The sequence below is a fragment of the Gemmatimonadaceae bacterium genome, from assembly GCA_019752115.1.
In the GTDB taxonomy this organism is placed as follows: domain Bacteria; phylum Gemmatimonadota; class Gemmatimonadetes; order Gemmatimonadales; family Gemmatimonadaceae; genus Gemmatimonas.
The window spans coordinates 35,844-53,818 of sequence record JAIEMN010000038.1 but is presented as its reverse complement, the minus strand read 5'-3'; the positions used below and the strand labels follow the sequence as shown (position 1 = coordinate 53,818).

The following is a 17,975-nucleotide window of genomic DNA, read 5'->3' as shown; positions in this document are numbered from 1 at the left end:
CCCGCCGACGCCGAGCCATGTCCTACCAGTTCCTGCTCTTTGATGTCGCCGATCGTCTTGCCACGATCACGGTGAACCGCCCCGACAAGCTGAACGCGCTCAACGATGCGACGATCGCCGAACTCGGGCGCGCCATCGACGAGGCCATCGCCCGTACCGATGTCGCCGGCATTCTGCTGACGGGCGCCGGCCGGGCGTTTGTGGCCGGGGCGGACATTTCGGAGCTCGAGTCGCAGTCGCCGCTCGAGGCGCAGCGTCGTGCGCGGGCTGGCCAGGTGATCTTCCGGCGTTTCGAAACGAGCCCCAAGCCCACCGTCGCCGCGCTGAATGGCTTCACGCTGGGTGGCGGCTGTGAACTGGCGATGGCGTGTCACTTGCGCATCGCCAGTGAGAAGGCCAAGCTCGGCCAGCCGGAGGTGAAGCTGGGGATCGTGCCGGGCTACGGCGGGACGCAGCGCCTGCCGCGCCTCGTGGGGCGCGGGGCGGCACTCAAGCTGCTGCTCACCGGCGAGATGATCGATGCGGCCGAAGCGTATCGGCTGGGGCTGGTGGATCAGGTGACGGCGCCGGAGGCGTTGCTCGACACGGCGCGGGCGCTGTTGCAGACCATGATTGCCAACGCACCGCTGGCGCTCGCCGGATGCATCGAAGCACTCGACCGCGGGCTCGATACCGACCTCGACGCGGGGTGCACGATCGAGTCCGATTTCTTCGGCTTGCTGTCGTCCACGGCGGACATGAAGGAAGGGATGCGCGCGTTCCTGGAGAAGCGCGCCCCGACGTTCACCGGCCGCTGAGGCAAGCGACGCCGCCGGCCCGCCCCACGTGCTCGTTCGCCTCATCGCCCGGGAGTATCGCAACTTCGCGGCGCTCGACCTCGCCATTCCGGCGAGCGGGCTCGTGATCATCGGCGAGAACGGCCACGGCAAGACCAATCTGCTCGAGGCGGTGGCGTATCTCGCGCTGCTGCGGTCGTTCCGCGGCGCGCGCGACGCGGACGTCATCCGCTTTGGGGCGCCGGCCTTTCACGTGCGCGCGTCACTCGCCGCGCCGTCGGCCTACGACGCGGTGAGCATCGGCTACGAACGCAGTACGCGTCGCAAGCGCACCACGCTCGACGGTGTCGAGCAGCCACGGCTCACGAACGCCCTTGGCGCCTTGCCCAGCGTGACATTCTCGCCGGCCGACGTGGCGCTTGTTTCGGGCAGTCCCGGCGAGCGCCGCCGGTATCTCGATGTGTTGCTCGCCCTGTCGCAGCCGGCGTACCTGCAGGCGCTCCAGCAGTATCGCGCGGCGCTGCTCCGTCGCAACGCGGCGCTCCGCGTGGCGCAGCGCGATGGCGGGCGCGGCGACCACGCCGCGCGGGTGAGCGTCTGGGAACCGGCGCTGGCGGAGAACGGCGGCTTTCTCGTCGCCGCCCGTCATGCGTTTGTGCGGAATCATCGCGAGCGCTACGTGCAACTGTGCACGGCCATCGGCGAGCGGGAGGCGGCGCTGCTTCGCTATCAGAGCGTGGGCGGTGAGAATGGCGACGCGCTGGCGGCGAGTGCCACGGCCCAGGGCGACGCGCTGGCCCGGGCATATGCCCAGCAGCGGAGCACCGAACTCCGTCGCGGCACCACGCTCGTGGGGCCGCATCGCGACGAACTGCTGCTGCATCTGGGCGGGCGCGAACTCCGGACCTTCGGCTCCGCGGGACAGCAGCGCAGCGCCGCGATCGCCCTGCGCCTGCTCGAACTGGCCACGCTGCGCGACGCGCTCGGCTACGCCCCATTGCTGCTGCTCGATGACCCGTTCGCCGAGCTGGATCTCGGCCGCGCGTCGCGCGTGCTGCATCTGCTGGAGGACGCGGGTGCCCATCAGGTCCTGCTGGCGGTGCCGCGCCAGGAAGACATCCCCGGGGCGTTCACGCGGCTGGCCCGCTGCACCATGCGCGACGGTGTCGTGTCGGAGGCCGCATGACGCGCATGGGGGACGGCCCCAAGCGGGCGCCCACGAAGCTGAGCGATGTGGTGGCCAGCGTGCTGCAGCATGCCGGGCTCACCGATCGCGTCGCGCAGGCCAGCGTGATTCCGGAGTGGCCAGCGCTGGTGGGCGTGCAGATCGCGTCGGTCACGGAACCGGTGTTGTTGCAGCAGGATGGCACGCTCTGCGTCGCGGTGACGACGCACGCCTGGATGCAGGAACTCACGCTGTTGGAGCCCCAACTGCTGGCCGCGCTGAACCGCGATCCGGCCCGGCCGCCGATCGCCCGGCTCCGCTGGATGCTGCGCCGCTGAGCCGGGGCCGCCGGCCGCCGTGTAAGTTGTTGTTTTTCAATACCTTACACATTGACCCGCGGGTTGCTTCCCAAGGCCGGGTTCAGTACATTTCGGGGTTGTGTTTCCGGGCCAGTTTTTGGCCGTCCAACCTTCGGGAAAAGTCCCACCCATGGCGAACAGCAGCGAAGAGCAGAACGAGTACGGCGCGCAAAGCATCACCGTCCTCAAGGGGCTGGAAGCAGTCCGCAAGCGCCCCGGCATGTATATCGGGTCGACGTCGGCGCGCGGCCTGCATCATCTCGTGTATGAAGTGGTCGACAACTCGATCGACGAAGCCCTCGCGGGGTACGCGAATCGGGTCGTGGTCACCATTCATGCCGACGATTCGATCAGCGTCGAAGACAACGGTCGCGGCATTCCCGTGGACATGCACCCGATCGAAAAGATGCCGGGTGTCGAGTTGGCCATGACGGTGCTGCACGCCGGCGGCAAGTTCGACAAGGACACGTACAAGGTGTCCGGCGGTCTGCACGGCGTCGGCGTGTCGGTGGTGAACGCGCTCTCCGATGTGCTCAAGGTGTGGATCAAGCGTGACGGCAAGGAGCACTACATGGACTTTGCCCGGGGCACGACCACCACGAAGCTCAAGGTCATGCGCTCGGTGCCGAAGTCGGAGACCGGCACGAAGGTCTGGTTCAAGCCCGACGGCACGATCTTCCAGGAGACGACCCGCTACGAGTGGACGACGCTCGCCAGCCGCCTGCGCGAACTCGCGTTCCTGAACAAGGGCATCCAGATCACGCTCCGCGACGAGCGGCCGGATGAGTTCAAGGACGGCCAGCCGCGCGAGGAGGTCTTCTTTGCCCGTGGCGGCCTCAAGGAGTTCGTCACCTTCCTGAACGGCAACAAGAAGCCGCTGCACGCCGACGTGGTCTACATCGACACCACGCGCGAAGACATCGGCATCGAAATGGCGCTGCAGTACAACGACAGCTACGCCGACACCGTCTTCTCGTTCGTCAACAACATCAACACGCACGAAGGCGGCACGCACCTCACCGGCTTCAAGAGCGCGCTGACGTCGGTGATCAACAAGTACATCCAGGAAAAGTCGAATCTCAACAAGAAGGACAAGGAGACGCGACTCTCGGGTGACGACGTGCGCGAAGGGCTCACCGCCGTGCTGTCGGTGAAGGTCCTCGAGCCGCAGTTCGAAGGGCAGACCAAGACCAAGCTCGGCAATTCGGAAGTCGAAGGGGCGGTGCGCAGCGTGATGAACGAGCTGCTCACGCAGTACCTCGACGAGCACCCCAAGTCGGCCAACGCGATCATCGACAAGGCCATGTCGGCGGCGCGCGCCCGTGAAGCGGCCCGCAAGGCCCGCGACCTGACGCGCAAGAAGAACGCGCTCGATGTGGCGGCCCTCCCCGGCAAGCTCGCCGACTGCTCGCTCTCCGACCCGCAGCTCTGCGAGATCTACCTCGTCGAGGGTGACTCGGCCGGCGGTTCGGCCAAGCAGGGGCGCAAGCGCGATTTCCAGGCGATCCTGCCACTCCGCGGCAAGATCATCAACGTGGAGAAGGCGCGCTTCGACAAGGTGCTGAACAACGAGGAAATCCGCACCATCATCACGGCGATCGGCACCGGCATCAAGGACGAGTTCGACCTCGCCAAGACGCGGTACCACAAGATCATCATCATGACCGACGCCGACGTCGACGGGGCGCACATCCGGACGCTGCTGCTGACGTTCTTCTACCGGCAGATGCCGGAGCTGATCGACGCCGGCTACATGTACATCGCGCAGCCGCCCCTCTACCGCGTGGCGAAGGGCAAGGAAGAGTTCTACGCCTACTCCGAGAAGGAGCGCGACGCCTTCGCCGAACGCCTCGGTGGACCGGAGGGCAAGGGGAACATCATGATCCAGCGCTACAAGGGTCTCGGTGAGATGAACCCCGAGCAGCTTTGGAAGACGACGATGGACCCCGAGACGCGCACGATGCTGCGCGTCACGATGGAAGACGCGGTGCTCGCCGACCAGACGTTCCAGACGCTCATGGGCGACGATGTGGAGCCGCGCCGGTTGTTCATCGAGTCGAACGCGAGGTTCGTGTCGAACCTGGATATCTGACGAGTTTTTTTGGCCCTTGAGAGGCGAGAGGCGAGGGGGAGTTCGAGTGATGTGACTGAGTACTCAGTCTGCCCACTCCAACTCCCACTCGCCTCTCGCTTCTCGAAGGCAACCCCTCACCACTCTCCTCACACCTCACCACTCACCGCCCAAACGGCGACGAAAACTTGGAATTCGTCAGAAACGCCGTATCGGTGAAGGTTTTCATGAACGCCACGATCGCGTTGCGTTCGTCGAGCGACAGGTTGAGCCGCAGCGGCTGACCGCCGGGAGCGCGGAGCCGCGGATCGAGCCCGGCGTTGTTCTGGACGCCCGTGTTGTAGAAGTCCACGACTTCCTCGAGCGACCGGAAGCGGCCGTCGTGCATGTAGGGCGCGCGGACCGCGATGTTGCGGAGCGACGGGGCCTTGAAGCGGCCGTTGCCGGCACCCGCATCGGTGATGGCCGCGTCCAACCCGGTGTTGTGGACCTGATCGGACACGTGCGCGCTGGTACCATGACAACGGGCGCAGCCGGCACGACCAGCATACAGCGTCTGTCCGAGTTGCTCCTGCGCGGTGAGCACGCTGAAGTCCGGGCCGGCGCCATTCGCGAAGGCCTGATCGAACTTCGCGGTGGCCGACACGAGGCTCCTGACGAACTGCGCCAGCGCGCGGCTGATGCGATCGCTCGTCACCTCGCTCGTGCCGAAGGCCGCGGAGAACAGGGGCGCATAGAACGGCGTGGCCTCCACCTTGGCGACCAGCTGATCGAGCGTGAGCCCCATCTCGGTCAGGTCCTGGATGGGCCGCAACACCTGATCTTCGAGTGAGGAGGCACGCTCGTCCCAGAAGAAGCGCGCGGGCTGATACCAGCGCGCGTTGCTGAGCCCCATGCTGTGGCGACCGGTGAGCCCCCCGGCAAAGCCGCGGCTGAGGCGCGCGGTATCGCTGAAGGCCAGCGACTGTATGTGGCACGACGCGCACGCCACGCGATCGTTCGCCGAGAGCCGCCGATCGTAGAAGAGCACTCGTCCGAGCGTGGCCCCCGCGTCGGTCGTGGGGTTCGTGCTGGGCATGTTGTCAGCGGCGCGCGTTGCCGCGTCATTCAGGAAGTGACGCGGCAGCGGGGCACTCACATCGCTGTAGGCAAAGGTCGTCGCCGGGAGCGTCGGCGTTGCAACATCGGCGCTGAAGACCGCGATGCGAAACGTTTGCGAGGCGGTGCGATTCGTGGTGTCACGGGCGGTGACGGTCGCGGTGATGACACCCGGCGTGGTGGGCGTGCCGGTGATGTCGCATCCCACCGCCGTGAGACCGTTCGTCGCGCCGCTGAACGTCACGGTGTAGGTGAGCCCCGTCCGACGCGGATCCGAAAAGACCGTGTTGCCGCGGCTCGCGTCGTAGCGGAACGGTTGCCCCACCACCCCCGCCTGGGTGGGGTTCGGCGTGTTGACCGCGATGGGGTCCGTGCTCACCGCCGGCGTGGTCGGCGTGACCGGCGTCGTCGGCGTGGTGGTACTCGTATCGGACGCCGTTGGCGAATCACCGCCACACGCGGCGAGGACGAGAGGTACCGCGAGGGCAAACACGCGCGCCGGACGGGCGCGCCGGGTGGTCACAGGAACAAGGGCCATGATCGAATCCTCATCGATTCCGAAGCGATTCTGCGGGACGTGCTCGGATTTGCGAAGAGGACACCAGTGGCGGCCGACACCCCAGCCCGGCAAAAAAGAACGCACCGCGAACAAATCGCGGTGCGTGACCCAACCCGACTCGAACGCGATTACGGCGTCGTGTACTGCCCCTTCGCCTGGCGGCTCAGCTGGCTCGAGAAATTGAGCGCCACCGTGATCAGGGCGCTGAAGAGCACCGTGAAGGCGATGTAGCAGATCGTCGCGACGGTGGGCTCCATGCCGCCGGTCGGCTTCGGCGTGGCGGCCATCATGAGAACGGCGTACAGGCCGAGCAGCGGCAGGACGGCAGCCGCGCACACCATGCTGAGAAGGCGATTCGTCGACGGAGAAAGCATCGCGGGAAAAGCGGGGGCGCCAGGCGCCGTGGAGCGCAGGCCGCCCGACGGCGGCTGCGGGAGCAAAGTTATGCGGGTCTGGGCTCAACTGGGAGTGGGGCCCGGACGGTTCCGCCGAGCGGTCCGCTCAGGCGTCCTCGTACCGCTCGACCCCGGCCTCGGTCACCCGGTGCGAGATCAGCGGGAGGGGCGGATCCCCCTCGTCGGCGATCCGAATGGCCTCGGCGAGCGCCGCCCGCCCCTTGGCCACCCCGACGGCGTCTCGGGCGAGGATCGTGGCCAGGGGCTCCCCGGCCCGCACGATATCCCCAGGCCGGGCGGTGATCACGAAGCCGACCGACGGGTCCACCAGATCCTCGACCCGGGTGCGCCCACCGCCGAGCGCCGTGATGCCCCGCCCGACCGCGCGCGGTTCGACCTGGGCCACCACGCCGTCACGGACCGCCCGGAAGATCTCGCACTCGTTGGCCTGGGGCAGCAGCGACGGGTCATCCACCACGCGCGGGTCGCCCCCCTGCGCCTCGATGATCTGCTGAAAGCGCACCGCGGCCTTGCCGCTCGAGATCGCCACCTCCATGCGGCGGCGTGCGTCATCGCGGGTGGTCGCGACGCCGGCGAGCACGAGCATCTCGGCGCCGAGCGCATAGGTCACCTGCATGAGATCCGACGGCCCTTCGCCACGGAGTGCCATGATCGATTCTTCGACCTCGATGGCGTTGCCACAGGCGCGCCCCAGCGGGCGGTCCATCGCGGTCAGCAGCGCCACCACCGGGCAGCCGTGATCGGCCCCCAGCGCAATCATGGTTTCGGCCAGCGCGAGGCCGCGCTCGAGCTCGGGGAGGAACGCGCCCGAGCCGCGCTTCACGTCGAGCACGAGCCCGGTGAGCGACTCGGCGAGCTTCTTCGACATGATGCTCGCCGAGATGAGCGGAATGCTTTCGACCGTCGCGGTCGCATCGCGCAGCGCATAAAGCTTGCGATCGGCCGGCGCGATCTCGCGCGTCTGGCCGATGAGGGCGCATCCCAGCTGCTCGAGTTGCGCCGTGGCGGCGGCAAGCGTGAGGTCGGTGCGGAATCCCGGAATGGACTCGAGCTTGTCGAGCGTTCCGCCGGTGTGCCCGAGCCCACGCCCCGACATCATGGGCACCGCCGCGCCGCAGACGGCCACCAGCGGGGCGAGCACCAGCGACACCTTGTCGCCCACCCCGCCGGTGGAGTGCTTGTCAACGCGCCCGGCACGCAGGTGCGTGAGGTCGAGCGTCGCCCCACTGGCGAGCATCGCGTTGGTGAGGGCGACAATCTCATCGCGGTCGAGCCCGACGAAATAGATCGCCATCGCGAGCGCCGACATCTGATAGTCCGGCACGTCGCCCGCCGCATAGGCACGCATGAGCGCGTGCCACTCGGCGGACGTGATGCGGCCGCCGTTGCGCTTCCGTTCGATCAGCCCACGAGCTTCCATGGGCAGAACTTACCGCGGGTGCCTACCCTCGCCACCCCTCCACGATCTTTCGCCCGCGGCGCATCTTGCGCCGGAGCAGGCGCCGCGCCTCGCGGTCCGCGTCGTCCCACCAATCGGTGACGGCCGCGCTACCCGTGCGCGCGAGTCGCTGTGCGCCGCGCCGCAGTCGCTTGCGGGTGACGGTCCCGCTGTCCGGCGCCAGCAGCAGCGCCGCGCCGGCGCCGATCACCGCGCCCAGCAGGAGCCCCAGGCCAAGGGTGCGCAGGTGCTCCGAGCGCGTGTCCTCCTCCTCGGGGCCCATCACCATGTCCTCACGCTCGTCTTCGTGCGCGTGCATCGTGTCGTGTGTCGCGTCGTCCATCGTGCGCTCCTCCGTGAGGCCGGGCCTCAGCGAACCCGGCGTACTAGATTGTGCCGCATGCCCACGCCCACCGCTGCCCAGATGCAGCGCGCCGCCGAGCTGCGGGAGACGCTCGCCCGCGCGCAGTACGAGTACTATGTCCTTGATCAGCCCACGCTGGACGATCAGGCGTACGACCGGCTCTTCCGTGAGCTGCAGGGTCTTGAAGAACAATACCCCACACTGCGCACGGAAGATTCACCGACGCTGCGCGTGGGCGCGCCCGTGCAATCGGCGTTCCATACCCATCGGCATCTGGTGCGCATGCTCTCGCTCGACAACGCCTTCGATCAGGGCGAACTCGAAGCCTTCGAGCAGTCGATCGAGCGGGTGGTGGGCGATGCCGTCCACAAGAGCGGCTACACGGTCGAGCTCAAGATCGACGGGGCGGCGGTCGCGCTCACCTATCGCGATGGCGTCCTGGTGACCGCCGCGACGCGCGGTGACGGGACCGAGGGCGAGGACATCACGGCCAATGTGCGCACCATCAAGGGCGTGCCGCTCCGGCTGCGCGGAAGTGACCATCCCCCACTCATGGAGATCCGCGGGGAGGTCTATCTCCCCTTCGCCGGCTTCGAGCAGATGAACGAGGCCCGCGTGGCCGCCGGCGAGCCCGTCTATGTGAACCCGCGCAATGCGGCCGCCGGCTCCATGCGCCAGCTCGATCCGTCGATCACGGCGCAACGTCCGCTGCGCTTCTTCGGTTACGCGGCTGTGCTCCCCGATGGGACCGCACCGGCCAGAACGCAGTGGGCGCTCCTGGAACAGCTCGCCACGTGGGGCATCCCAGTGGCGCCGCATCGCGCGCGCTGCCACACGATTGCCGACGTCGCCGCGTGGGCGCACACGATCGAACATGAGACGCGCGCGGTCCTGGGGTTTGCCATCGATGGCGGCGTGGTCAAGGTCAACGACATGGCCCTGCAGGACGAGCTGGGCATTCGCAGCGACCGGACGCCGCGCTGGGCCATCGCGCGGAAGTTCGCGCCGGACATGGCCGTGACGCGCCTCAACCAGATCGATGTGAACGTCGGCCGCACGGGGGTCCTCACCCCGTTCGCGGTGCTCGAACCGGTCGATGTGGGCGGCGCCACCGTGACGTACGCGAGCCTGCACAACGCCGATCAGATTGCCGCCAAGGATCTGCGCGAAGGCGATCAGGTGCAGGTGGTGCGCGCCGGTGATGTCATTCCCTATGTGCTCGGGCCCGTGCCGGAGAAGCGCACCGGCGAGGAACGCCCGTGGGCGATGCCGTCGCACTGCCCGCGCTGTCAGACGCCCGTGGTGCGCTACGGCGACGACGTTGCGATCTACTGCCCGAATGTCGCCTGCCCCGGGCGCCAGCTCGAAGGGCTGGTGCACTTCGCGAGCAAGGACGCCCTCGATATCGACGGGCTGTCGTACGCGCGCATTCAGCAGCTGCTCGCCGCGGGCTACGTGCACGATTTCGCGGATCTGTTCGACGTGACCGTGCCGCAGCTGGTGGCACTCGAGCGCTTCGGGCAGAAGAGCGCCGAGAACCTGGTGGCGGCGATCGCGGCCGCGAAGGCGCAGCCCCTGTCGCGCCTGCTCTTCGGCCTCGGCATCCGTCACGTGGGCGCGCAGGCGGCGCAGCTCCTTGCCCGCCATTTCGGATCGCTGGATGCGCTCGCCGCCGCCACGCCGGAGCAGTTGGGCGAGGTGCGCGGGATCGGTGACATCATCGCGCAAAGCGTGGCGAGCTACTTCTCCGACGACACGGCCCGGGCGCTCGTGGAACGGCTGCGCGTGCGCGGCCTCACCTTCACCGAGCCCAATGCGGTACAGGCCGACGGCGCCCTCACCGGGGCCACGGTGGTCCTCACCGGCTCGCTCCCCACACTCTCCCGCGGGGATGCGACGGCGCTGATTGAACGGGCCGGCGGCCGGGTGACCAGCAGCGTCTCGAAGAAGACCACCTTCGTGGTGGCCGGCGAAGAGGCGGGGAGCAAGCTCGACAAGGCGGCCGAGCTGGGCATCGAAGTGATCGACGAGGCGGAGCTCATACGGCGGGCATCGATCGTCACAGCGCCGGTGTCTTGACGTGACCGCCCCAGTGGGCGAGCGTCACAGGGACATGACCCTCTCCGCCACGCTTCCGACTGCCCCCGGCGGCGCCTCGCGCGCCGTGAGCATGCCCGTCGAATTCCTCGCGGCGCTGCGTCAGGGGGTGCTGACCGCCCACGCCGGGTCCGCGGGAATTTCCGTGGACGCCGTGCGCGACGCCGGCTATCAGGCCGGTCAGGCGCTCTACGACCAGTTCGTGCACTGGCTCGCCGGCCAGGGTGAACCGAACCCGACGGAGCTGGCGGACACCCGCTTTCCGATGCTCTTCGAAGCGTTCTTCCACGCCCATGGCTGGGGGCGCGTGGAAGTCACCCCGTTGAGCGATGCGGTGGTGATGCTCGATGCCGCGGAGTGGGGCGAAGCGACCGATGCCGATGGGGGCTGCCTCGTTTCCACGGGACTCTTCGCGGGCTTCCTCGGCAAGCTCGCTGGGGCGCCGCTCAGCGTGCTCGAGGTCGATCCGGGGAGCACCGCGCCCGGCCGCTGCCGCTTCCTGGTCGGCTCGGTTGACGTGCTGGGCTACGTCTGGGAAGCCATGCAGCGCGGCATTCCCTACGACCGCGCCGCCCACTCCGCCTGACCAGGACAACGCACGAGATCGGGGACAACAACGAGGGTCAACGCGCGCGTCAGTCCTCGTCAGTTGTCCCTTTTTTCGTTCGTTGTCCCCTTCAGAGCAGCCCCTCGTACTTCGGGTTGGGCTGCAGCTCCCCGTCGATCAGCACTTCCCGATCCCAGGGGAGCACGATCATCGCCTCGGTCGCGAGGGCGTGGTAGTCGGGGGCAAAGCTCCCGGTGCGGAAGCTGACGGCCGTCCGCACTTCACGCGCGCCGGCATTGACCACCGAGCCGACTGCCAGCCGCAGCGTCTGCCCCGAATCGCACGTCTCATCGACGATCAGCACACGCTTGCCGCGCACGTCGGCCGGCGCGGCCCCGAAGACGGCCGGTGTCTCCCGCACCTGCTCGGCGCTGTAGCGACGCGAGATCAGAATCGAGTGGAACGGCACATCGAGGATCGCGGCGACGGCGGCCCCGGGCACAACACCGGCGGTGGCGACCCCGACCACAAGATCGGGCATCCATTCACGCGCCACCCGCACCGCCAGAGCACGCGCCAGCTCACCAAAGAGTGGCCAATCAACGATCATGACGCCCTTCGACGGATCGGGGGCGTACGGCTGCGGTGTCGGCATCGAGGACTCCAGTGAGGGGCTATGCGGAGTGTAGCCCCCGCAGGGTCCCGCTCGCAACGCACGAACCGCCGACAGCGCCTTGTAGTGAACCGGACCCACCGATAGGTTTGCTTACTTGCCCGAGTTTCCTCTCGTCTCCGATCCTCTTGCATCGGTCGCGGTGATTCGCATTTCCACTCAACATCCAGCGCGCGCATGAACTGGCTGCGGCGTCTCGTGGGTGGCTCGTCCGGTCGTGATGCACGACAGCCGGACTTCCTGACCGAGGCTCTCGATCTTGAAGCGCGTGGTGATTACGCCAACGCGCTGACGTCGTATCGACTCGCCCTGCGCGAGCGACCGGACGATCTGCGCGTGCTGCAGAACATCGCGATTGCGTTCTCCAAGACGGGGCAGCCCGAGGAGGCCATCCGGACCTATCGTCGTGCGCTGCAGCTCGATCCGGATCTCGCCGGCGCGCACTACGGCCTCGCCTTCCTGCTGCTCAAGCGTGGCGATACCGCGCACGCCGCGATGCACCTGGAAGGCTTCCTGCGGGTGAACACCGGCAACGACGCCGAGTCGGCGAAGTTCCGCGCCCACGCCGAGCGCACGCTGGCCATGCTGCAGGAGCAGACCCACGCCGGTGATACGGCGGCGATGGATGCGCTGCCGGACGGGACGGCGGACAGCGACGCGCCCTCGCACGACGCCGTCGACGGCGAGGGCTGACGTGGGACGCGTGCTGTCGGTGGTGAGCCAGAAGGGCGGTGTCGGCAAGACCACCACCGCCGTCAATCTTGCGGTCGCGTTCGCGCGGCGCGGGCTCAAGACGCTGCTCGTCGACACCGATCCGCAGGGCGCGGTGCGTTATGGGGTGGGGCTGCGGCGTGGCCATCCGACCGTGGGCTTCGATGACTACCTGCGCGGCGAGAAGACGCTGCGCGATGTCATCCTGCCAACCGCCCTCCCGTGGCTGCGCGTCATTCTGGCCGGCAGCGTGAGCGATGCCTCCGATCACACGGCGTTCCAGGAGGCTGTGGGCGCATCGAACATGTTGGCTGATCTGCTCGCCATCGCGCGCGAGCGCTGCCACGTCGTCGTGGTTGACACTCCGCCCGGGCTCGGCGTGATCACCCGCCGCGTGCTCGCGGCGAGCCAGCATGTGGTGGTACCGCTGCAGTGCGAGCCACTGGCGCTGCATACGACGCCGCAGATCCTGCGCGCCATTCAGGATGTCATCGCCGAAAACGACGAGCTCACGCTCGAGGGCGTCCTGCTGACGATGCACGAGGCGGGGAACCCGGCGACCGAACGGGTCGTACACTACGTCCGGGAGCATCTCCCGCAGCATCTGGTGTTCGATACGCCGATTCCGCGCACGCCGGCGACCTCCGACGCATTCGCCGCCGGACAGCCCGTGGTCCTGCGCGCACCGGCCGATGCGGCCAGCCAGGCGTACATCAACATCGCCACGCAGCTCGCCGAACGGTTCGCGTAGCGGTGGCCAAGGGAAGCGCCGTATGAACCCGAGCGAGGTCACCATCACGCGACGTCGAACGATGCGGGCCGCCGCCTGGCTGCTGGCGCTGTCGGCGGCGGCGCTGGGGGCCGCCTGTGCCGATGTGAGCTCGTCACCCGAGTCGCCGGCGTCGATCGAGATGGTGGACTTCCCGTTTCCGTCGGTCGTGGTGGGCGATACGCTGCGCGATGTGAACGGCGCGGTCGCCCGCGTTCGCGCCATCGTGCGCAACGCCACCGGGGACACACTGGCGGCGGCCGGTACCCGCTACCTGTACGCCGACTACAATCGCGACTCGGCGCTCGCCGTTGACTCCCTCACCGGTCTGGTGGTGGCGACGCGCGCGGCCACCGGGGACGCCCGCATTGCCGCCCGCGCCGGCGCCTCGCTGCAGGTCATCAAGAAGCTGCTCGTGACCGTTCGCCCCGACACGGTCAGCGCGGGCAAGGTGTCGGCGGTGCTGACGACCGCCTTTCCGGACACGGGCCGCGCCAAGGCCTCGGCGAACACGACCGACGCGCTCCCGGTCCTCGTACAGAACCGGCAATCAGCGACGCCGGCGGGCGTGAACGGATGGATCGTGCGCTTCACGCTGGTGCGCCCCGCCAATCCCACGAACGACACCACGCAGGCGGCCTGGCTCGTGAATGACAACGGCACGGCCAGCGTGATCGACACCACCGACTCCGGCGGCAATGCCGGCCGCAAGGTCCGCATCCGCGCGGCCCAGTTTCCCGCCGCCGGCACGGATTCGGTGGTCGTGCAGGCCACGGTCACGTACAAGGGCAAGGCGGTGCCCGGGTCGGGCGCGGTGGTGTCCGCCCAGGTGAAGCGCGGCACCTCGTAACTGGGCCCTCGCGCCGCCGATCGCGTCGGGCGAAGTTTCGGAGGACCGCGTCCCTGCGGGGACGCCCTGCCCTTCCCTGATTTCGCCCGCCCTCCATCCTGGCGCGGCGTCCGATCGATTCAGCCTTGCTGGAGATGGCGATGACATCCGTTGCGGCACCCGCATCCACTCCTGTTGCGCCTTCGGCCGGGTCGGCGCCTCTGCCCTACGCCCGTGGCGGCCAGCGCCCCGCGCCGGGCACCATCAACGCGCTCTTCTTCGATGCCGTGGAGCGGCATGACCGGAAGGATGCGCTCCTGGCCAAGCGGAACGGCGTCTGGGAGCCGATGTCGCACCGGACGATTCTGGAGCGGGTGCGTCGAACGGCGCTCGGGCTCGCCCGGCTCGGCATCGTCGCGCAGGACCGCGTGTCGATCCTGTCGGAGAATCGCCCGGAGTGGCTCATTGCCGACTACGCCTGTCTCTGCAGCTCGGTCACGGATGTGCCGATCTATCCGACGCTGCCCGCCGAGCAGATCCCGTATCTGCTGAACGATTCCGGCGCGCGTGCGATCTTCGTCTCCACCGCCGATCAGGCACGCAAGATTGCCGCGATTCGCGCACAGGTCCCGAAGCTCGAGTATGTGATCGGCTTCGCGGCCACCAAGGAGGACGGCTGCGACATGACGCTGGCCGAACTCGAGGCACTGGGGGCGCAGGACGACAGCAGCGACCGCGCCACGGCCTTCAAGCAGGCGGCGCTCGCCGTGTCCCCCGATCAGCTCATCACGCTGATCTACACCTCGGGCACCACGGGCAACCCGAAGGGGGTGATGCTCACGCAGGACAATGTCTACTCGAACTGCATCGCGGTTCGCGATGCGCTGCATGTCAGTTCGAGCGACCTCGCGCTCAGCTTCCTGCCCCTGAGCCACATTTTCGAGCGCACCGGCGACTACTTCCTCTTCTCGATGGGCGTTCGCATTGCCTACGCGGAGTCGATCGACACGGTGCCGGTGAACATGTCGGAAGTGAAGCCGAGCTTCATGATGTCGGTGCCGCGCCTCTACGAAAAGATCTATGCGCGCGTTCTCGAGAATGCCGTGGCCGGCGGCGGGCTCAAGAAGCAGATCTTCTTCTGGGCAAAGGCGGTGGGTGACCGGTGGGCCGACGAGCGCCTCGCCGGGCGCGAGCCGGGCGGTCTGCTCGCCTTCCAATACGGCCTCGCGAAGAAGCTGGTCTTCTCCAAGCTGCAGGAACGGACCGGCGGCAATCTCAAGTTCTTTGTGTCCGGCGGGGCACCCCTCTCGCCGGAGATCGCCAAGTTCTTCTACTCGGCCGGTCTCACCATTCTGGAAGGCTACGGGCTCACCGAAACGTCGCCGGTGATCTCGTGCAACACCGAGAGCGCCATTCGCATCGGCACGGTGGGCAAGCCCATCGCCGGCGTGGAAGTCATGATCGCCGCCGATGGCGAGATTCTCTCGCGCGGTCCCCACATCATGCGCGGGTACTACAACAACCCCGAGGCCACCGCCGAGGCGATCGACGCCGATGGCTGGTTCCATACGGGCGATATCGGCGTCCTCGAAGATGGCTTCCTGCGTATCACTGATCGCAAGAAGGACATCATCGTGACGGCGGGCGGCAAGAACATCGCGCCGCAGCCGATCGAGAATCAGCTCAAGACGAACAAGTACGTCTCGCAGGCGGTGATGATCGGCGACAAGCGGAAGTTCCCGATCGTGCTCGTGGTGCCCAACTGGGACAACCTCGAGAAGTGGGCGGCGTCGCAGAACATCGTGTGGACGTCGCGCGCCGAGCTGCTGCAGATGCCGACGATCAACGCGAAGATGGAGAAGGAGGTCAAGGCCCAGCTGGCCGGCCTCGCGAGCTACGAAACGCCCAAGAAGATCGCGTTGCTCGAGCACGACTTCAGCATCGAGCGTGGCGAGCTCACGCCCAAGCTCAGCGTGAAGCGCAAGGTCGTGACCGAGCGCTACAAGGCCGTCATCGACGGCCTGTACGCCGGCGCCGACTGACGTCTGACGTCTGACGTCGCCCTTACGCGCGCCGGCGGAGTTCGATCAGACCGCTGGCGCGGGTGGTGGTCTCCGCCACCCACTCCTGGTCATCCCGGGCCAGCAGGGTGAGCGTGGCCGGGAGCGGGACCGAGGCGGGGGCAACGATGCGCCCGCCCACCCGCACGGCGCGCACGATGCTGGCGAGCATGGCGTCGCCGGCGTGGACCGCATCCACCGCCGCCGCGGCCAGCGTCTCCACCCCCAGCGGCAGTCGAGGCGCCCCCCGGAGGCGTGAGAGCAGCGGCACGGTTGGGGCTGCGTCGGCCGGCGCGTCCAGCCACAGCTGCGGGGCCTCGATCAGAGCCGCCAGCCCCGCGCCGGCCCGCGCGTAGGCGCCCGTGAGCAGCACGGGCAACGGGCTCCCGGTCACTCCCAGCAACGCGGCCAGCCGGTCCACCTCCGGCGCGCCGGCCCCGATGGCAGGCACCGGCCCCGCGAACTCGGCGATGCCGTCGCGGATGGCGACATCCGCCCCGCACACCGGGCAGGCCAGATCGGCGGTCACCAGCTGCGGGCCGTCCGCCCGCGTGACCATCGCCACCAGCCACGACTCGTCGTGCGGGTGGGGGCAGCGGAGGGCGTCCAGCAGGTCGCGGTGCATGCCGAACGATAGAGCCGGGTGACGCGCGCGACGAGCCGTCGTGGTCGTCGGCGCGAGCCGTCAGGACCGGCTCAGGCGCAGTTCGTCCACATTGACGTGCGCCGGGCGCGTCACGGCCCACAGCACCGCCTCCGCGACATCATCGGGGCGCAGCATCGCCGATCGCGGCGGGAAGCCGGGCGTGTTGTCGGGATCGACGGGATCCCAGATCGGCGTATCGGTGGCCGCCGGAGACACCAGGGTGCAGCGCACCCCACTCCCCGTCAGCTCCTCGCGGAGCACCTCGTGCACGGCGCGCCCCCCGAACTTACTGGCGGAATACGCGCCATTGCCGCCAAAGATGCGGCGGTCGGCGACCGAGCCGATGGTCACGACATGGCCGGTCCCGGCCGCGCGCATGGCCGGCAGGACGGCGTGCAGCACGCGGAAGGGCGCCACCAGATTGGCCTGCACCGTGGCCTCGAACGAGGCCGGTGTGGTGTGCTCGATGGACGCGAGCGGAAAGATGCCGGCGTTGCTCACCAGCACGTCCACGCGCCCCCCCAGCGCCGCGATGGCCGCCGGGATCACCGCCGCCACCTGTTCGGCATCGGTGAGGTCCACCACGTGCACCGACGCCGCCTCGCCCAATTCGGCTGCGAGCGCGTCGAGCTCCGCGCGCGAGCGTGCGCACAGCGCGACCTGCGCGCCGGCCTGCGCCAATCGCCGGGCGACCGCGCGGCCGATGCCGCGCGAGGCGCCCGTGACCAGTGCCGTCCGACCACGCAGGCTCACGCGGGCCTCAGTACCCCGTCGGCGCGTGCGCCAGGCGGAGGAACTCGCTGCGCGTCTTGCTGTCCTCGCGGAACAGTCCGCGCAGCGACGAGGTGATGGTGCGCGAGCTCTGCTTCTCCACGCCACGCATCATCATGCACAGATGGACCGCCTCGATGACCACGCCCACGCCCTTCGGCTGGAGCACGTCCTCGATGGCATCGGCGATCTGCTCACCGAGACGCTCCTGCACCTGCAGCCGGCGCGCAAACACTTCCACGACGCGCGGCAGCTTGGACAGCCCGACGATCTTGCCATTCGGGATGTAGGCGACATGCACCTTGCCGAAGAAGGGCAGCATGTGATGCTCGCACATCGAGTACATCTCAATGTCGCGCACCATGACCATGTTCTCGTGATGCTCCTCGAACAGGGCGTCACCGATCACCTCGGCGGCCGTGAGCTCATAGCCGCGCGTCAGCCACGCCATGGCTTTCGCCACGCGGCTCGGCGTCTTGAGCAGCCCATCACGCGAGGGGTCTTCGCCCAGCAGCTCGAGCTGCTTGCGCACCATCTCCTCGTACTCCACCAGGCGATCGTCCACAACGACAATATCGTCGGGATCACTCATCGCGAGGCCGCTCCGCGGTGACACGGCGGCACGG

18 protein-coding genes are annotated in these 17,975 nt (G+C 68.2%); 10 read left to right on the top strand and 8 right to left on the bottom strand.

The features are described from left to right. Nucleotides 1–17: 17 nt before the first annotated feature. From K2R93_16975 to gyrB, 4 genes are all read left to right on the top strand, one after another. On the top strand, nucleotides 18–797 hold the full coding sequence (locus K2R93_16975; protein MBY0491533.1) for an enoyl-CoA hydratase/isomerase family protein: 780 nt from the start codon (nucleotides 18–20) through the stop codon (nucleotides 795–797). 28 nt (nucleotides 798–825) lie between these two features. Continuing rightward, nucleotides 826–1,962 carry a DNA replication and repair protein RecF gene (recF, locus tag K2R93_16970; GenBank protein ID MBY0491532.1) on the top strand — a complete coding sequence of 379 codons (1,137 nt, stop codon included), beginning with the start codon at nucleotides 826–828 and terminating at the stop codon, nucleotides 1,960–1,962. Next, nucleotides 1,959–2,279 (top strand): DUF721 domain-containing protein, encoded by a 321-nt coding sequence (locus K2R93_16965; GenBank protein MBY0491531.1) that lies wholly within the window; start codon nucleotides 1,959–1,961, stop codon nucleotides 2,277–2,279. Before recF ends, K2R93_16965 begins: the two co-directional genes overlap by 4 nt. Before the next feature lie 151 nt (nucleotides 2,280–2,430). Continuing rightward, nucleotides 2,431–4,392, top strand: coding sequence for a DNA topoisomerase (ATP-hydrolyzing) subunit B (gyrB, locus tag K2R93_16960; protein ID MBY0491530.1), 1,962 nt, complete (start codon nucleotides 2,431–2,433; stop codon nucleotides 4,390–4,392). Between the two features lie 142 nt (nucleotides 4,393–4,534). Here gyrB and K2R93_16955 read toward each other — a convergent pair whose 3' ends face one another. From K2R93_16955 to K2R93_16940, 4 genes are all read right to left on the bottom strand, one after another. Next, on the bottom strand, nucleotides 4,535–6,007 hold the full coding sequence (locus K2R93_16955; protein ID MBY0491529.1) for a c-type cytochrome: 1,473 nt from the start codon (nucleotides 6,005–6,007) through the stop codon (nucleotides 4,535–4,537). A gap of 149 nt (nucleotides 6,008–6,156) precedes the next feature. Further along, a complete protein-coding gene (locus K2R93_16950) occupies nucleotides 6,157–6,402 on the bottom strand; it encodes a hypothetical protein (protein ID MBY0491528.1) in 246 nt (81 codons plus the stop codon). Nucleotides 6,403–6,529: 127 nt separating this feature from the next. Beyond that, complete coding sequence (locus K2R93_16945; GenBank protein ID MBY0491527.1) at nucleotides 6,530–7,864, bottom strand: thymidine phosphorylase; 1,335 nt, start codon at nucleotides 7,862–7,864, stop codon at nucleotides 6,530–6,532. 22 nt (nucleotides 7,865–7,886) lie between these two features. After that, nucleotides 7,887–8,225: a YtxH domain-containing protein gene (locus K2R93_16940; GenBank protein ID MBY0491526.1), complete on the bottom strand. Its 339-nt coding sequence runs from the start codon at nucleotides 8,223–8,225 to the stop codon at nucleotides 7,887–7,889. A gap of 57 nt (nucleotides 8,226–8,282) precedes the next feature. Here K2R93_16940 and ligA point away from each other — a divergent pair, with 57 nt between their 5' ends. Together ligA and K2R93_16930 are read left to right on the top strand one after the other, a co-directional pair. Next, complete coding sequence (gene ligA / locus K2R93_16935; GenBank protein ID MBY0491525.1) at nucleotides 8,283–10,325, top strand: NAD-dependent DNA ligase LigA; 2,043 nt, start codon at nucleotides 8,283–8,285, stop codon at nucleotides 10,323–10,325. Nucleotides 10,326–10,359: 34 nt separating this feature from the next. Beyond that, nucleotides 10,360–10,929: a hypothetical protein gene (locus K2R93_16930; protein ID MBY0491524.1), complete on the top strand. Its 570-nt coding sequence runs from the start codon at nucleotides 10,360–10,362 to the stop codon at nucleotides 10,927–10,929. A 91-nt stretch (nucleotides 10,930–11,020) separates the two neighbouring features. Here K2R93_16930 and K2R93_16925 read toward each other — a convergent pair whose 3' ends face one another. Further along, nucleotides 11,021–11,545, bottom strand: coding sequence for a phosphoribosyltransferase domain-containing protein (locus K2R93_16925; GenBank protein MBY0491523.1), 525 nt, complete (start codon nucleotides 11,543–11,545; stop codon nucleotides 11,021–11,023). Nucleotides 11,546–11,740: 195 nt separating this feature from the next. On the opposite strand from K2R93_16925, the gene K2R93_16920 reads away from it, so the two are divergent. The 4 genes from K2R93_16920 to K2R93_16905 all read left to right on the top strand — a co-directional run bounded on the left by K2R93_16920 (nucleotide 11,741) and on the right by K2R93_16905 (nucleotide 15,914). Next, the gene (locus tag K2R93_16920; GenBank protein MBY0491522.1) at nucleotides 11,741–12,256 is read left to right on the top strand and encodes a tetratricopeptide repeat protein; all 516 of its coding nucleotides are present in this window, start codon (nucleotides 11,741–11,743) and stop codon (nucleotides 12,254–12,256) included. 1 nt (nucleotide 12,257) lies between these two features. Further along, the gene (locus tag K2R93_16915; GenBank protein MBY0491521.1) at nucleotides 12,258–13,025 is read left to right on the top strand and encodes a ParA family protein; all 768 of its coding nucleotides are present in this window, start codon (nucleotides 12,258–12,260) and stop codon (nucleotides 13,023–13,025) included. Nucleotides 13,026–13,047: 22 nt separating this feature from the next. Further along, nucleotides 13,048–13,893: a hypothetical protein gene (locus tag K2R93_16910; protein MBY0491520.1), complete on the top strand. Its 846-nt coding sequence runs from the start codon at nucleotides 13,048–13,050 to the stop codon at nucleotides 13,891–13,893. A 140-nt stretch (nucleotides 13,894–14,033) separates the two neighbouring features. Next, nucleotides 14,034–15,914, top strand: a complete 1,881-nt coding sequence (locus tag K2R93_16905; GenBank protein ID MBY0491519.1) for a long-chain fatty acid--CoA ligase — start codon at nucleotides 14,034–14,036, stop codon at nucleotides 15,912–15,914. Nucleotides 15,915–15,936: 22 nt separating this feature from the next. Here the strand turns inward: K2R93_16905 and K2R93_16900 are convergent, their stop codons facing one another. Genes K2R93_16900 through folE form a run of 3 tightly spaced genes read right to left on the bottom strand, consistent with a single transcriptional unit; the run spans nucleotide 15,937 to nucleotide 17,914 of the window. Continuing rightward, the gene (locus K2R93_16900; protein MBY0491518.1) at nucleotides 15,937–16,557 is read right to left on the bottom strand and encodes a hypothetical protein; all 621 of its coding nucleotides are present in this window, start codon (nucleotides 16,555–16,557) and stop codon (nucleotides 15,937–15,939) included. A 60-nt stretch (nucleotides 16,558–16,617) separates the two neighbouring features. Beyond that, complete coding sequence (locus K2R93_16895; GenBank protein MBY0491517.1) at nucleotides 16,618–17,331, bottom strand: SDR family oxidoreductase; 714 nt, start codon at nucleotides 17,329–17,331, stop codon at nucleotides 16,618–16,620. Between the two features lie 7 nt (nucleotides 17,332–17,338). Then, the gene (gene folE / locus K2R93_16890) at nucleotides 17,339–17,914 is read right to left on the bottom strand and encodes a GTP cyclohydrolase I FolE (protein ID MBY0491516.1); all 576 of its coding nucleotides are present in this window, start codon (nucleotides 17,912–17,914) and stop codon (nucleotides 17,339–17,341) included. Between the last annotated feature and the right edge of the window lie 61 nt (nucleotides 17,915–17,975).

Coding starts and splice junctions, on each gene's coding strand:
- K2R93_16910 (MBY0491520.1), top strand. CDS start 13,048: ATGAACCCGAGCGAGGTCACCATCACGCGACGTCGAACGATGCGGGCC.
- gyrB (MBY0491530.1), top strand. CDS start 2,431: ATGGCGAACAGCAGCGAAGAGCAGAACGAGTACGGCGCGCAAAGCATC.
- K2R93_16940 (MBY0491526.1), bottom strand. CDS start 8,225: ATGGACGACGCGACACACGACACGATGCACGCGCACGAAGACGAGCGT.
- K2R93_16975 (MBY0491533.1), top strand. CDS start 18: ATGTCCTACCAGTTCCTGCTCTTTGATGTCGCCGATCGTCTTGCCACG.
- ligA (MBY0491525.1), top strand. CDS start 8,283: ATGCCCACGCCCACCGCTGCCCAGATGCAGCGCGCCGCCGAGCTGCGG.
- K2R93_16925 (MBY0491523.1), bottom strand. CDS start 11,545: ATGCCGACACCGCAGCCGTACGCCCCCGATCCGTCGAAGGGCGTCATG.
- K2R93_16905 (MBY0491519.1), top strand. CDS start 14,034: ATGACATCCGTTGCGGCACCCGCATCCACTCCTGTTGCGCCTTCGGCC.
- K2R93_16945 (MBY0491527.1), bottom strand. CDS start 7,864: ATGGAAGCTCGTGGGCTGATCGAACGGAAGCGCAACGGCGGCCGCATC.
- K2R93_16950 (MBY0491528.1), bottom strand. CDS start 6,402: ATGCTTTCTCCGTCGACGAATCGCCTTCTCAGCATGGTGTGCGCGGCT.
- K2R93_16920 (MBY0491522.1), top strand. CDS start 11,741: ATGAACTGGCTGCGGCGTCTCGTGGGTGGCTCGTCCGGTCGTGATGCA.
- K2R93_16965 (MBY0491531.1), top strand. CDS start 1,959: ATGACGCGCATGGGGGACGGCCCCAAGCGGGCGCCCACGAAGCTGAGC.
- K2R93_16930 (MBY0491524.1), top strand. CDS start 10,360: ATGACCCTCTCCGCCACGCTTCCGACTGCCCCCGGCGGCGCCTCGCGC.
- K2R93_16955 (MBY0491529.1), bottom strand. CDS start 6,007: ATGGCCCTTGTTCCTGTGACCACCCGGCGCGCCCGTCCGGCGCGCGTG.
- K2R93_16900 (MBY0491518.1), bottom strand. CDS start 16,557: ATGCACCGCGACCTGCTGGACGCCCTCCGCTGCCCCCACCCGCACGAC.